The 15,264-nt window shown below is 33.5% G+C and carries 9 protein-coding genes; all 9 read right to left on the bottom strand.

Going from position 1 to position 15,264, the window contains the following annotated elements; all coding sequences use genetic code 11:
* Window positions 1-114: 114 nt before the first annotated feature.
* The 9 genes from FUA22_RS04270 to FUA22_RS04230 all read right to left on the bottom strand — a co-directional run bounded on the left by FUA22_RS04270 (window position 115) and on the right by FUA22_RS04230 (window position 15,262).
* Window positions 115-1,992: a right-handed parallel beta-helix repeat-containing protein gene (locus tag FUA22_RS04270; protein ID WP_241664748.1), complete on the bottom strand. Its 1,878-nt coding sequence runs from the start codon at window positions 1,990-1,992 to the stop codon at window positions 115-117.
* A gap of 179 nt (window positions 1,993-2,171) precedes the next feature.
* Window positions 2,172-4,535: a glycoside hydrolase family 2 TIM barrel-domain containing protein gene (locus FUA22_RS04265; RefSeq protein WP_147766580.1), complete on the bottom strand. Its 2,364-nt coding sequence runs from the start codon at window positions 4,533-4,535 to the stop codon at window positions 2,172-2,174.
* A complete protein-coding gene (locus FUA22_RS04260) occupies window positions 4,535-6,031 on the bottom strand; it encodes a sulfatase family protein (protein ID WP_147766579.1) in 1,497 nt (498 codons plus the stop codon). Before FUA22_RS04260 ends, FUA22_RS04265 begins: the two co-directional genes overlap by 1 nt.
* 174 nt (window positions 6,032-6,205) lie before the next feature.
* Window positions 6,206-7,846, bottom strand: a complete 1,641-nt coding sequence (locus FUA22_RS04255; protein WP_147766578.1) for a sulfatase-like hydrolase/transferase — start codon at window positions 7,844-7,846, stop codon at window positions 6,206-6,208.
* Window positions 7,847-8,157: 311 nt separating this feature from the next.
* Complete coding sequence (locus FUA22_RS04250; RefSeq protein ID WP_147766577.1) at window positions 8,158-9,840, bottom strand: glycoside hydrolase family protein; 1,683 nt, start codon at window positions 9,838-9,840, stop codon at window positions 8,158-8,160.
* An 8-nt stretch (window positions 9,841-9,848) separates the two neighbouring features.
* The gene (locus FUA22_RS04245) at window positions 9,849-11,264 is read right to left on the bottom strand and encodes an arylsulfatase (RefSeq protein WP_147766576.1); all 1,416 of its coding nucleotides are present in this window, start codon (window positions 11,262-11,264) and stop codon (window positions 9,849-9,851) included.
* A 29-nt stretch (window positions 11,265-11,293) separates the two neighbouring features.
* Window positions 11,294-12,913: a T9SS type A sorting domain-containing protein gene (locus tag FUA22_RS04240; RefSeq protein ID WP_170309841.1), complete on the bottom strand. Its 1,620-nt coding sequence runs from the start codon at window positions 12,911-12,913 to the stop codon at window positions 11,294-11,296.
* A gap of 17 nt (window positions 12,914-12,930) precedes the next feature.
* Window positions 12,931-14,310, bottom strand: a complete 1,380-nt coding sequence (locus FUA22_RS04235; protein ID WP_147766574.1) for a sulfatase — start codon at window positions 14,308-14,310, stop codon at window positions 12,931-12,933.
* 133 nt (window positions 14,311-14,443) lie between these two features.
* Window positions 14,444-15,262 (bottom strand): SGNH/GDSL hydrolase family protein, encoded by an 819-nt coding sequence (locus tag FUA22_RS04230; RefSeq protein WP_147766573.1) that lies wholly within the window; start codon window positions 15,260-15,262, stop codon window positions 14,444-14,446.
* Window positions 15,263-15,264 lie beyond the last annotated feature (2 nt).

The raw sequence follows: 15,264 nt of genomic DNA, 5'->3' as shown, positions 1-15,264 counted from the left end.
AATTATTTAAAAGATTTGATTGAAAAAATTATACTGATAAAACATCTTGTTTTATCCAGAATCAATTATTCTTTTACTGTGGTTTTGTTTGTAATTCATATGTTAATGCTAGTATTAATTAAATTCTATTTTTTGCATACCTTCAGCTAATTCCAATACTGAGCTAGCTTTACCTTTATAGCTATTGTTTTCGAAATAAATATTCTTTGATGCCTGTACTTTAACAGCAGGGTTTTCAGAATGTAACATTGGAAATGTTCCAGAATTAGTTATAGTGTTACCTGAAAACTTTAGTCCGTCTGTATTAGTAACTTGAAGTATTAGGTTGTCAAATTGATTGAATGTATTATTGGATATTTCAATGTTCTTAAAAGCAATATTCTCATTGTCATCATCTGTAGCAAAACGAATAACACCTCTATTTTTTCCTCCATGCTGACAATCTTGAAACACATTGTTTCTAATAATAACATTGGCTGCATTACCAGATTCAAACCAATGTCCACTTTCAACAGGAATTAAAATGGCTTCCATTTCGGTATTAAAGAAGTTATCTTCTATAACCGTATTTACCGGATTGGAAATCAGTAAGCCTCTTGCTCTATTACTTCCTATTTTACAGTTCTTTACTAATAAATCAGGATAACCATCTAAGTTTTCAATTAGGTCACCTACTTTGAAACTTTCCGGTAGATTTTCGTTAAAAGTGATGATTTGGTATCTACTGTTTACGTATTCAATATTATTAATTGTTACTTCTGCATACGGGAAAAAAGAATCTTCTAAACGCACCAATCCTATTTTTTCATTAGGTTGACCAATTACAAAACCTTTTTGTTGATGGTGCATCATTCTAACTCCTAATTTGTTATCCCCTAAAACATCTACAGATTTTTGATAGGTACCATGCACATTTGTAGCATCATCTAACTGATTATTGAATGTTGAATTTTTTAACACCACTTTTCCACTACAACCCACAAAATGAGTAGCATCAGCTGTAGTTGAAACCATTCTTCCTTTTGATGGCGTAATGTTGAAATTATCTAATATCAAATCAGATGAATTTTCGGCAATAATACCCATACCACCGGCATGATGAATATTTACATTAATTCCATTAAAACCTTTTGTGTGCGTTACTCTAAAAGCAGGTGAAATTCTATTAAATCCCTGATCTCCCTTCATTGTTAAAATCATTCCAACTGGAGGCATTTCTTTCTTATGACCATGAACACGGACTAAACCTGGTTTGAGTTGCTCTACCGTTAACCTATTTTCATTACCTAAACTCTTATATTCAGGAGCTCTTTCATCATTTATGTATTTATAATCAATATTTTCAATTCCATTTCTAACAGAAGCCTTTGTTCTTGTAGAAATGGATGTATAGGCCTCTGTATTAAAAGCAATAGCGCTTCTTTCTGGGTCATATAAAATAGTTTGACCTACACTATGCTCATAAAATTCTTTAATGAAGTAAATCTGTTCGTTACGAATTTCATAAGGAAACGCCTCTGATATTGTCATGTCAAAAGTTTTATTTTTATTGTTATTTGCAACTATTAACCCTTCACTATGAAACGGTTCATGCCAATCTATAGTTACATTTTTCACCTCAATATTTTCACTGTTTTCAATTAAAAACGGAATCATTACTCCATGAAAAATGAAAGTAGATCCCTGACCATCAATCGTTAAATTTTTAAAATGTTCAATAGGAAAAGGTGTGCTAACCATTAAATCACAATGGTTAGAAATATATTCAAAAGACTCTTTTCCTTTATCTGGATAAAAGTGATAAGTACCTTTTTCAAACTTAATTTCAGAAATAGCTTTTTCACCAGCAGAAAGAATTCTAGAAACAACTGCAGGGGTTGCATCTTCAGAAATTTCAGAAGTAAATAAAACAGATTCTGATAATCCTGTTTTCTGAGTTGATTGCTTATTACAACTTGTGATTAGAAACAACAAAGCAAATATTGCTGACAACTTTAATTTTGTGTAAACTTTACTGAAAATCATATAGTTAATGGGTCTTAATTCTATGTAAATATCAAAATTTGGTATGCTTACTATGTACACGCAAGTACAAAAATTGTATTCAGTAGTAAATCATTTAAAAAGAATGTTAAAACTATATACCTTGGCTATTTAAAAGGCATTTACATCTACTTTACCGTACACTGAAAATCGCCAGAAAGTGAATTTGAGGTTGCCTTTACACTTATAGTTCCCGCTTGTTTTCCAATTTTAATCAAAGCAGTTGCTATTCCAGCCTCGGCCTCAATGCTCCCTTGATTCATAAGTTCAGCATCTCCATTAATTTCTACTGAAACTTCATTGGAATACCCTGGTACTATGGTTCCATTTTCATCCACAACTACCATATATAAAAACAATACATCATTTACTCCAGCTTCTGCCGGCACACTACTTTCATCTAGCCACATTTTTAGTTTAGTGGCAGCTTTGGGTGTTTTAACAATATGTTCAGAAACTTCTTTTCCGTTAACATAACCAATTGCCTTAAGGGTCCCGGGCTTAAATGATTCAATGTTAAATGAAAAAGGAGGGTGCTTTAAATTATTTGAAATACTGCTCTTAGTTGGTAATTGTTTAGCTACTAACTCATCATTTAAGAATAGTGCCACTTCCTCACAATTTGAAAATACAGTCACATTTAAAGGAGATTCTTTAGTCCAATAAGTAGCTATATGAAGCACTTTTTCTTCATCTAAATCTCTTTGACTTTTATAGAAATAGTATCCGAATTTAGGCAAGCGAAAAATATCCATAACACCTGAATATTCTATATCATCGTGATAACCGCGATTATAGTCATACATTACCCAATAACTATCGGCGTAAGCCGTAGTATTAAAATTATCATTATGAGATTCCTGTAAATTTAAAGCTTGCTGTAACAACCTAGCTTCACCGTATCCTCTTTTTTGACGACTACTCGTTTCATAACGTTCTGTTCTAGATAAACTATGCTGATTTAAACCGGCATTGTTAGAATAGTATTCCCAATCTCCGTATTCAGATACCGAGTATGGTTTAGACTCGTCATATCTTTCCGGATGAAGTAATCTATGTTGACGTGCTTGAAAGAAAATATCATAAACATCATTCATCCATCCACAGGAATACACATTATCACCAGGATATTGTTCATGTACAATTTTGTTTAATTCTTCCATAAAGAAAACGGGCATCTTTGTTTCATTTAAAGACACTTCCCAAGCCAAAACACAAGGATGATTTCGGTCTCTATAGATTAATTCTTTGGCAGATTTATAGCAATATGCTCTAAACTGATCATTATCTAAATAATACTGCCAACCTAAAATGGCATCGACCACTACTAATCCCAATTCATCACAAGCATCCATAAATGCAGGCGAATGCGGGTAATGTGATAATCTGATATAATCAAACCCAGCCTCTTTTATTTTTTTTGCGTCTCTATATTGTGCATTATCAGAAAGCGCATACCCAATAAACGGGTAATCTTGGTGACGATTTACACCGCGTAAAAAAGTCTTTTCTCCATTTATATAAAGTTGATTGTCTTTAAAGGTGAATTCTCTAATTCCAAATCTATTTGATGACGAATCAACTATCTGATTGTTAGCATAAACCGTTGTAGCTACTTGATATAAATTGGGTGCTTTTGGAGACCATAACTTCGCATCGTTAATATTAATTTCTTCAACAAATTCGAAATCTGTATCTGCCTCTATAACATTGACATTTGATGTTTGTTCCTTTATTAATTCTCCATCATAAAAAATGGAATGAACAACTTTAACTTCACTTGAATCTTTATCATCATTAACCACATGCGTTTTAATCTTAACAACAGATTCAGATTCGCTAACCCTAGGATAAGTAATGAACACACCTCCTCCTGCTGTTTTATCTGCTAAAACCGGATGTGAAATATGAATTTTATTCTGAGCTTTCAACCAAGCATTTCTATAAAGCCCACCATACATATTAAAGTCTAATATTTTTAAGGGTTTTGGTCCTGTAAGCGGATTATCAGTATTGTTTAACCTAACAGCAATTTTGTTAACCTTTCCGGCTTCTAAATACTTACTAGCATCAATAACAACAGGTAAATAGCCACCTAAATGCGTAGCTACTTCCATACCATTAATCCAAATCTTAGAATGGTTCATTGCAGCCTCAAATTCAAGAGTAAGCTTCTTATCTTTAAACGAAGCCGGCACCTTCAATTCTTTTCTATACCAACATATTCCCTGCCATTGGTTATTAACCACTAACGGTTCTAAATTTGCAGTGTGTGGTAAACAAATAGGGTCCCAATCTGCATCATTAAAATCTGCCAAATGGTAATCACTTTCAACAGCATCATTCTCCTCCAACAACTTAAACTTCCATTCATCATTAATCTTAATGGTTTCAATATTGGCATCTTCGCAATTGTAAAAGCCAAATATTGAAACAACTACTATTACCTTAGTTAATAGTCTTACGCCTAATCTTAAATCTTTAATTTTCATTATTTCTTTTGTGATTTTTTATATTCGTTTACTACTTTTTTAAACCCAATCTCAACACCGTCTAGCATATCTTGATATAGTATGGGTCTTTCCGTTTTAACCCAGTCTAAAGCGTCTACAGATATAGGATGAACAGGATTATAAACATTACTTACCGGAACAAAATCATCTTCAAAACCAATTGTTTTAGCCCTTAAATCTTCTAAAACTGATTGGTAATCAGCGTTGTTTACCAAATTGTTTATCTCTAAAGGATCATCCTTAAGGTTGTACAATTCCTCTTTGGGCTTGGTACTTTCAAAAAAGAACTTTTGGGCATCATTCAATTTATCTTCTTCATTTAAAGTTCTCATTACATGAACGGCAGGTCTATAAAATTCCAAATAAGCCTGATGCGAATCAAATGGTGTATCTGGTTTATCATTTCTAATATATTTCCATTCTCCTGATGTTATTGCTCTTGATTTTTCATCTATCTCGTCCCATAAATCGCGAGCAGCAAATACATATTCTCTATCAAAGTCATTTTTGAAAATTGGTTTTCCTGTCATAAAACTTGGGGTATCAATACCTGCAAAATCTAAAATTGTAGCCGTAATATCGGTAGCACTAACTACATCGTCTCTTACTTGACCTCCTTTAAACTGCTCAGGATAATACACTATTAATGGAATATGTAACCCTGGATCATGTAAATACCCTTTTCCTTTTATATTGCAACGTCCATTATCACCAATAAAAACAACTATGGTATTATCTGCCATTCCCTTGTCTTCCAACTCCTTAAAAATCATAGCTACCTCATTATCCATATATTCAATTTGATCTAAATATTTAGCCCAATCTAAACGTACTGTAGGGTGATCTGCCATAAAATCTGGCAATACCACCTCTTCTGGGTTTACGGGATGTTCTGATTTTTCACGGATTTCGTTCCACCAATCCCCTCTATGTGTAATTTGTAATTGAATTTGAGCAAAGAAAGGCTGATCATCTTTTTCAAAAGTGTCGTATTTATCAAATAACCCAAATTTGGTTTTACCATCCCATTCGCCTAAAGCTTTATGTTTGAAGTTAACATCTATCTTTCTCCCCTTATTATAAACACCATGGTTCCCAAGAATAGTAGTATATCCATTTTCTCTTAGTAATTGAGTGAATGGTGTGAATTGATTATCTAGTGGAACATCTCTATTGCTCCTGTGGTGATGTGTGTTTGTTTTAACTTGATGCGTACCAATCATCATTGCTGACCTACTTGGAGAACATATTGAATTTGTTACAAAACAATTGTTAAACTTTACGCCTTCTCTAGCCATTTTGTTCAGCATAGGTGTTTTTACCGCTGGCATACCATAGCATTCCAAATCTAAACTTATGTCTTCTGCCATTAACCAAATAATATTTGGTTTTACTGTTTTCCTTTCTACTTCAGTTTTCTCCTTACAGCAATTTAAACTTAAGGCTAGAATTATTATGACTAAACTTTTCTTCATTAAAAATGGATATTAATTAAATCAAAAATATCCAGCCATATTAAAAAGTATGTGCGCGTGGGTTTAGAAAATGTGTCTATCAATAAATAAAAGAAAGAAGAGTACTTAACTAATTATTTATCAGTACATTAATTCAAAAAAAGTGTAGTGGATTTTTAAACATAAAAGTAAAATCTATAAAATCTGTTTATTCTCAATATCCTTCAACTTAGGTGCTTTATATCTTGAATAACTCTCCTTTATAGGTCCATAGCCATTTTCCCAATCATTACCACATTCCTTAAACAGAATAGCTTTTAGCGTTTCTAATTTTTCAGGATACTTTTCTGATAAATCATTCTCCTCTTTATAATCTTCTGGTAAATAATATAATTGAAAAATATCCTTTTTGATATAATACCTTAATTTCCAACCATCTTTTGTTACCAAAGCTGGTCCTAGTTTTGAGGATGTTGGGGTATACCCCCTAACTTCACTTTGACCACCAAATAGGGATTTAGCATATGATATACCATCTTTTTCTGTTCTTTGTGGTAAACCCACAATTTCGGCCAGAGTATTTAAAAAATCGTAATTACTTACCATTTGATTTGATACCTGCCCTTTTTTAATATTGCCCTTCCAATACCAGAACAATGGCACTCTAGTACCACCTTCCCAATTAGAGCGCTTCAATCCAGCCATACCATCATTACCATCAAAAATATCGTTTCCTGTTTCTGAATAAAATTTGGTTTTAACGTCATCATAAGCTTCACCAGATTTTACATCAAAATCTGTGGCAGTTCTTCCTTCTTCTAAGGTGTATACCTCATGACCATTATCACCCGTAAAAACAATAATTGTATTATCTAAAATACCTAGTTCTTCTAGTTTTTTATGAATCCTTCCTACATCTAAATCTAAAATTTTAACCATAGTAGCATACTCCTTTTCCAGTTCTGTCAAATTTGGGTTGTTTTTAAAATCATCATGCACTTCAGGCACGCTTACCGGTCCATGAGGTAGTTGTGATGGAAAATAAATAAAAAAGGGTTTATTGGTCTCCTTTGGATTATTAGCATCCAAAAAAGTCATCATTTTATCCATAATAATATCTTCGGAATACACCTCTTTCCCTTCCATATTTCTTCTGATAGTAAGATTTTCTGGAGACTCCGCTTGGGGTGTTTTGGCACAATTGATATGAGTATTGCCAGGAATGTCTATTTTCTGTCCGTTTTCAAATAAAAATGGTGGATAAAATCCGTGACATCTTTTATGGTCATAAAATCCAAAGTGATAATCCCAACCGTGTCGTTCCATCCTCTGTGGAGTAGTTGCAAACCCCCATTCCAATTTTCCAAACTGAGCCGTTTTATAACCTGCCATTTGAGCTACCTGACCTAAAAACACTTCGCCCTCTTCAGCTGGTTTTATAACCTTATGAATTATATCAGTAATTTCATCCATAGTTAAGCGTTGGTCTAATTCCATCCAAATACCCGCATTGGATATGTTAAACTGGTCTCTTCTAGCATCATGCATTCCTGTTAATAAACTTGCCCTAGCTGGAGCACAATACATACAGCCATAGGCATTATCAAACCTCATCCCTTGATTGGCTATCCTATCTATATTTGGAGTTTTAACTATTTTTTGACCGTAAGTACCCAACATCCCTCTTCCTAAATCGTCTGCATAGATTAGAATTACATTTGGTTTAGAGTTTTGATTATTTTCAACTTGTACTTCCTTTTTCTCATTGCAAGATGCCAATAGTATAAAAAATGCTACAAAGACAATTCCTGAAAATTTTGTTTTACAATGTTTCATAACTAATTAACATTTAATTCATCTATAGATAAACCATTAACATCCTTACATCTAATTTTTATATAATTGGCTCCTGCATTTAAAGTAGCCTTAGTCTTAAAAGTCTTCCAAGATTTTCTATATGCTTTGGTTGCCTTAAGTTTTACATGCTGTTTTTGTCCGTTTACAATTATTACAACTTTATGTTCTTGATTAAACCTTGCCGCAATTGGATATAAATGTTATGATCAATAATCCAAAAATTAGTTTTAAATATTTGCTCATTATTTTTATATAAAATCAATTTGTTTGGAGTCTAGAACACTCCACTATTAAAAATTTAATTTGGTTCTAAACAAAACAGGTTTAGAATCTCTGGATAGTATCTTAATAGCCACGGGATAGGTTTTCCCTTTTATAAGTTTCTCCATAAGAGTTAATTTTAACTCTGTTTTCCCATAAGGCTTAATTACTGGTACAGGAATATTTATCCATTCTTGAGATTTACCATTTACATCAAAACTATTCAATGTCAAATAGGTTGGTTTAGAAGAAACTTGACCATGGTTTTCAACGACAATAGTTAATTTCCCTTTTTTAAACACCGGTTTACGAGCAGAAAGAATAGGCTCTATATAACTTACCCAAGGTAAACGACAATATCCAAATAACATATCGCCTTTTTTGGTTTTACCCAATATTTTAGGGGCAAATACCCCTTCATCAATGTAATGGTTATTAGCTTCAAATACTACAATAAGGTCTTCTCCATCGGGGATTCCCTTTAAAGCTTTCGCACCTCTTCCATAGTTCACTTCAGAATGCACTCCAAAACGCAATGATTCTATGTCGACTTCAATAATTGGCTTGAAATTAGCCTCAGCTTTTATCCGTACCTCAATCTTCTTTGTGTTTTTATCAAAAGGTAGCGTGGTTTCCATAGTTAATAGCATTCCCGGATTCAAAGGAATACCAATATTTTTGGAACTGTGCCTATCGTTTGATAAGTCGTCATGTTTATTAGCATCAATCACAGCAAAGTTGGCTTGTATGGCGCGTCCGTAGTCATCTTGAAACACACGCATTCGTTCATATTTATACCAATTTTCAATATGACCATTTTCATGATACGATACACCAGGAATATAGGCTCTACCGTCTTCAATAATCCAATTTACACCATCCTTAGAACGTAAATAGAATGCAGTCCGCCCAATCCAATCGTTTACAATGGCATTGTATTGAACATGGTCTTTCCAGATAACCGGGTCTTCATATTTACCCGAAGCCATAGGATAAACGGATTTTGTTGTGATTAAATGATAAGGACTAGTGCCTGTTTTGCTAACCCATATAGAGCCCATTCTGCTCATCATCAAAACCGAACCATCTTCTCGTTTTGTAAAGGTCATGTTATGGAACCAGGTTCCGCCACCTAAACGAGTTTCCCGATCACGCTTATCCAATTGAAATACGTGCTTTTCCCACGGCCCCTCCAAACTTTCTGATAACAAATAGTTACAATGTTTTTCAGGATTACCTCCAGTAACATGATAAACCATATACTTACCGTCATTTAATTGAAGTATTTCTGTATTATGGCCTTCTCCAAGCACTTCCTTTACCTTAAATGGCCCTATAGAGTTTTCAGATACCGCATGATACTGTATAGAGTAAGTTTTATAGCCCATATGTCCTTCTGGGTTATCTTCAGGCCATCCGCATAAAAACATATGATATTTATTGTCAACTCCTTTTATAATATTACCTCCCCAATATGAAATTGAATCATCTTCAATGCCGTTATCTACATATCGAGGTCTGGTTGCATAAGCTCCCCAAATGTCTTTTTCTAATGTCCGTTTTGGCATTGGGAGAAAACGGTCCATGAAGTTACCTCCGGAAACAAGGTTTTCCCATTCAGCCGGCAATGGTCTGTAGACAATTTGAGCATCTATAAATGATACCTTTAAACTTATAATAATTAGAAAAAATATTAAATTCAGTTTAATCATGTTTCTAATTACTTAAAAATCCCACCTGAATTAGGGTAATGTTCTATAACCTCACTTTCTGATTTAAGAATATTGTTCATTTCTTCAACTATTTCAGGGTGTTGTTTTGAAATATCATTGGTTTCAAATAAATCTGCTTCTAAATCGTACAATTCCGTTTTATAAGAAGCTCCATAACGAACCACTTTCCATTTTCCTTTTCTAGCGGCTTGTCTGAATCCTTTTTGTGTTGGTCCTTCTTGAATTTCCCAATATAAGTGGTTATGTTTAGGTTGATCTTTTCCAAGTAGTTCAGGTAAAATTGAAATACCATCTGTTTGCTTCGGAATATCTACTCCTGCAACTTCAGCTATAGTTGGCATTACATCATAGAAAGTTGAAGGGTGATTAGTAGTCTGCCCTTCATTAATCTTACCTTCCCAGTATGCCAGCATTGGTACTCTAATACCTCCTTCATACACATCGCGCTTGTAACCTTTTAATCCGCCAGAACTATTGAAAAATTTATAACTATGATGGTTTTCGTTAGTTGGACCATTATCACTTGAAAATAGTATTAAGGTGTTATCTAACTCGCCTTTTTCCCTGAGTTTATCAAATAAACGCTTTATTTGAGTATCTAGCATAGTTATTCTAGCTGCATGACGTCTTTCTATTTCCGGCCATTCTTCAATCTTATCATTATATAAATCTGTTTTGCTTAAAAAGAGCTCATGCGAATGCGGAATTCTATATGACATGTATAAAAAGAAAGGTTTGTCGGCTTCCTTTTCATCTAAATAATCAAGAGCAAAGTTTGTTCTAAACTCATCTAAACACTTGTAATTATTGTAATTATAAAATACAGAATCTTGGTCATTATTCACCCAATGTAAACGTTCATCAAGATCATTTCCTTTTGCTGAAACACCCCATTGCTCTTGTACCGCATAATCAAATCCTCTACCCTTGGCCCATGTAGACATATCTTCTGGAATGCCCAAATGCCACTTCCCTATCATAGCAGTTTGATAGCCTCCTTTTTGCAGCATTTCTCCAATTGTAACTTCTGATTTTCTCAATGGCACTCTATCATATTTATCAGGATAAAGTCCTTTATTACCTCGAATACTCACATGCCCTGTGTGCATTCCAGTCATTAAAACCGCTCGAGAAGGTGAACAAACCGATGTTCCTGCATAAAAATCTGTAAAACGAAGTCCTTTTGAAGCCACTTCATCCAAAAATGGTGTCTTAATCGTTTCTTGTCCGTAACTACCTAATTCACCATACCCCATATCATCAGCTAATAGAAAAATGATGTTTGGTTTTTTGGTTTGATTTAAAGAGATTGAAGCTTGTGCTTCTTTTGATTCCTTTTTTTCTTCACAAGCCATAATTAGCATTATGGTAAGTAATAGGAATACGTATTTATTTAAATTCATATTTGGTTATTTAGATTAACGCTTAAGCATTAATTCAACACTATTTTTTGTTTATAATTATCATCAATGTATAATAGGTAGACACCCTTAGATAGAAAGCCTAAATCAATTGTTTTTTTGTTAATTATTCTATCCTTAAAAACCTCTTTACCAAGCAAGTTTTTAATTTGAATATTTTTTATAATTAAGTCTTTAGGAACCCTAAAACTCAACAAACCAGATGATGGATTAGGATAAACTTTAAGTATCCCTGAAGATTCTTCCTCAACGCTTAAACCGTTTTCCAATGGATTTCTGGAGTTTGGCGTATTTCTTTCGTCAACAGGTATCCAAAAGCTAAGACCACTAACACTTTCATTACATATTTCATAATCATCGTAACTATCAACAAAAAAGGCGTTTTGTGGCAAATAATAGGCATTAATATTATACCCATTTGCCGTTACTTCAGTTACAGGAAAATCTAAATCATAATCGCCAGGTTTATCTGCTTGTCTTATAACAGCACCTATGGCCGGCCCCGTTCTACTTTCTCCATCAACATTTAATGTAGTAGCAATACCAATGCCTCCAGAACGTTCTACTCTTAATGCACACGGTATATATCGTAATCGTTTTGATTTGTGTAATTGTGCATTTTGGCCAAAAGTTGAGGTTACATCTCTAATTTTTGACGTACTGTTATAGGAGCCAGGAGTTAGACCATTAGCCTCCTCATCATCTGTTGTAAAGCCTGAAGACCAAACAACTGCTGTTTCACAGCTATTCCCAATTACCCCACTTACATTAAAATATCCCTGGTCCAAAGTATGTGGTGATAATTGTAGGGCACTTTGACCATTAGTACATTCAATATTTCTTGCCCAAATATTATCTAATTTTAAATCTTCAAAATCAAATAGTTCGGTATACTGTATTAGTGAATAACCGGTTTCTAATCTTAAGGTAGCACCTCCAATACCATTTAAGTTCCTAAACAATAAGTTTTTCCCAGATTGTGTTTGTATTAACCCGTAACCGTAATGAGCATTTGTTATGCTAACATTTTCAATTATGCCTCCGTTTGGAACACCTCTAATTGATTGAATTCTATTGCCGTCTGGTGTACTAATTGTTACATGATTACTACCAAAGATTAACCCAGAGAATACGGTGTTATTATCATTAATATTAAAATTAGCAACTTTAAAATTACTACAAAACTTAAAACTAATTGCTCTAATTCTAGCATCTGGTTGTAGACTAGCGAAATCTATATTAAAATCTCCTCCAATTCCAACAATACTGAAATTACTGATTCCAGAATTAGAATCGGCATCAAATAAAGATTTATTATTACTTATATAATTGTAAGGCAATAACGTTACATTTGAATCTACTTCTATATGTACATTAGATTTTAAAGGAACCTCTAAAACCCTATAAGTTCCAGCATTTACAATTACTCTTCCGCCACCAGAGGCATTAACAGTATTAATAGCATTTATGAAGGTTTGTGAATCATCACCAGTTCCTGCAGAAGGGTTAATAGTTTGTACAGAAGCACCAATTGTTGGATTAAAAAAAGTGATATCTGCCGGTAAGCTTTGTGAAAACACATTTGATATACTAACAAAAACTACTAATATGTACGTGCAAATATGACTCATGCTTATTCTAATTAGCTTTAATAAGCTGGAACAGCTTCTTTTTCCCATGTTGCGATATCTTCTTTGAGAACATTCTCAATTTCTAAACCTGTTCCAATCAAATCGTTTTGTTCACTTATATCCTCAGCTACATTAAATAGTTGAAATTTACCAGAATGGTATTTTACTAATTTCCAGTCTCCTGAAATTACTGCAGCATACTGATCTTCATAACTTCTGAAGAAATACAAGCTTCGCTTTTCTAATTCACCACCCTTCAAAACAGGTAATAAGCTTACACCTTGAATTTGATTGTTTTTATACTTTTTACCTGAAGCTATCTCAATTAAAGTTGGATATAAATCAATAGATTGCACAGGAATATTAGTTTCGGTATTTGGTTTGGTAATTCCTGGGTAATAAACCATAAAAGGCACTCTAGCACCGCCTTCTCCAAGAGTGTTTCCTCCTTTTTTCCCACCACTTAATGGCGCATTTGAGTAAGCTCCTCCTTGGTCTGATAATACTATAAATACTGTATTTTCAGATATTCCTTTATCCTTTAGAGCTTTTCTAACACGACCAACTGATTCATCCATAGCCTCAACCATGGCTGCATGATGTGCATACTTACCTTTTAAACCAGCATCCTGATATTTCTTTAATAAATCTTTTCTTCCAATAGACGGACCATGTACCGAATAATACCAGAAAGACATCATAAACGGTTGGACTTTATCATAATTCTCAATAAAGTCAACTGCTCCATCCGTTAATACGTCTGTAAGGTAATCTCCTTTTTTATAGTTTTTCATAAACCCCCTTGGGTCTCCATCTTTAAAAAATGGGTAGTAATAACTTTTTGGGTGACCATGATCAGTTACTCCAAATTCAGCATCAAAACCCTGGTCAATAGGATAACGACCAACATGCCCTAAATGCCACTTGCCAATAAACATATTATAATACCCAAGCTCCTTTAACCTTTCCGCATAAGTAACCTCTTCAAGCGGCAAATAATTCCTAGAAGGCCTTTGGACTGGGTCTGTTGGCCATAAATTATACTCGGCTTCTGGATCCTTAGGATCTATTGATATATGACGTGGCATCCCTAATCTAATAGCTTCTTTACCTGTTAATAAAGACAATCTGCTTGGGCTACAAGTTGGAGTTGGAATGTAAGCCCTCTTAAAATCTAGACCTTCTTTTTTAAGATTATTTAAATTTGGTGTTTTAAAAATAGGATTTCTGTATTCTACATCTGCCCAACCATAATCATCTACAAATAATAAAACGATATTAGGTTTTTTGGAATCCTTCAGAGAACTCTCTATAGTGTTTTTTTCTTCCACCTTACTCTTACAGCAAAATAGAGACAGTGTAACTAATAAAAATGTAAACGTGCTTTTTAGACTCATAGGACTAATGATATTAAAAAATGATTTTCTTGATGGTAAATATATTATTTGGACAGTTAAAAACTGTACCCTTAAGTTAAGTATGTGTCTTTGACAGTAAATCTATAAATAATAGTCCCTATTTGAATCAAATTTAACGCAGTCTTACCGCTAAGAACTTAACCGTTTCATTGGCAATTAAATTATACCCTGTAGTATTTGGGTGCCTATCATAATACCACTGTTTTATATGTCCTAAAATAGGGTCAAGAGACATATCATTAACTTTTACAACATATCCCGAAGGTTTGTTGCCCCAGCCTTTTCTATAATAGGTATATGGTTTTAACCATTCGTGATATTTTTCGGGTATATGTGATAAATAACACTGACGAACACTTAAACTATTTCTACCATTAGCTATTAAGTAATTGTTATAAGGTGTGAAAATATCAAGAACTTGTAATTTTTCGTCCTTAGCAATTTGATAGATTAAATCATTAACTTCTTTACATTCATTGGGTTTCATAAAACTAGTTATGGTACACAAATAAATAATAGCTTTTGGATGATCCATACGTAATTGATCGATTAGTGCTTTCATTTGCAAAGGATACTCTGCTTTTAGGTCTTTACATTTAAACCAGTCATTTATTCCCATTCTTAAAAATATATAATCTACATTTTTAACAGGTGCTATGGCTGTTTTATAATGTTTACTTCCTAGTAAACGTTTTGCTGTCTCTCCACCCTTTCCTGCATTAATAACTTTTATATCTGGTAAACCCTCTCCCTTTGCCAATTGTTCTATCATTTGCTCCAAATGAAGGCCTTCAGGATTAATTTCCCTTGGCACATTACCAATGGTAGTACTATCTCCTACTAATAGTATTCTTATTGGTTTAGGTTCATTATTCCATGAAATGAAAAATAATACAACCAAAGAAAAGACTAGTGTTTTAAAATATCTCATAT

The sequence above is a fragment of the Seonamhaeicola maritimus genome, from assembly GCF_008056315.1.
GTDB classification, from domain to species: Bacteria; Bacteroidota; Bacteroidia; order Flavobacteriales; family Flavobacteriaceae; genus Seonamhaeicola; species Seonamhaeicola maritimus.
The sequence above is the reverse complement of the archived record's forward strand: the minus strand, read 5'-3'. Positions and strand labels throughout refer to the sequence as shown.

Coding starts and splice junctions, on each gene's coding strand:
- FUA22_RS04230 (WP_147766573.1), bottom strand. CDS start 15,262: ATGAGATATTTTAAAACACTAGTCTTTTCTTTGGTTGTATTATTTTTC.
- FUA22_RS04260 (WP_147766579.1), bottom strand. CDS start 6,031: ATGAAGAAAAGTTTAGTCATAATAATTCTAGCCTTAAGTTTAAATTGC.
- FUA22_RS04265 (WP_147766580.1), bottom strand. CDS start 4,535: ATGAAAATTAAAGATTTAAGATTAGGCGTAAGACTATTAACTAAGGTA.
- FUA22_RS04255 (WP_147766578.1), bottom strand. CDS start 7,846: ATGAAACATTGTAAAACAAAATTTTCAGGAATTGTCTTTGTAGCATTT.
- FUA22_RS04240 (WP_170309841.1), bottom strand. CDS start 12,913: ATGAGTCATATTTGCACGTACATATTAGTAGTTTTTGTTAGTATATCA.
- FUA22_RS04235 (WP_147766574.1), bottom strand. CDS start 14,310: ATGAGTCTAAAAAGCACGTTTACATTTTTATTAGTTACACTGTCTCTA.
- FUA22_RS04245 (WP_147766576.1), bottom strand. CDS start 11,264: ATGAATTTAAATAAATACGTATTCCTATTACTTACCATAATGCTAATT.
- FUA22_RS04250 (WP_147766577.1), bottom strand. CDS start 9,840: ATGATTAAACTGAATTTAATATTTTTTCTAATTATTATAAGTTTAAAG.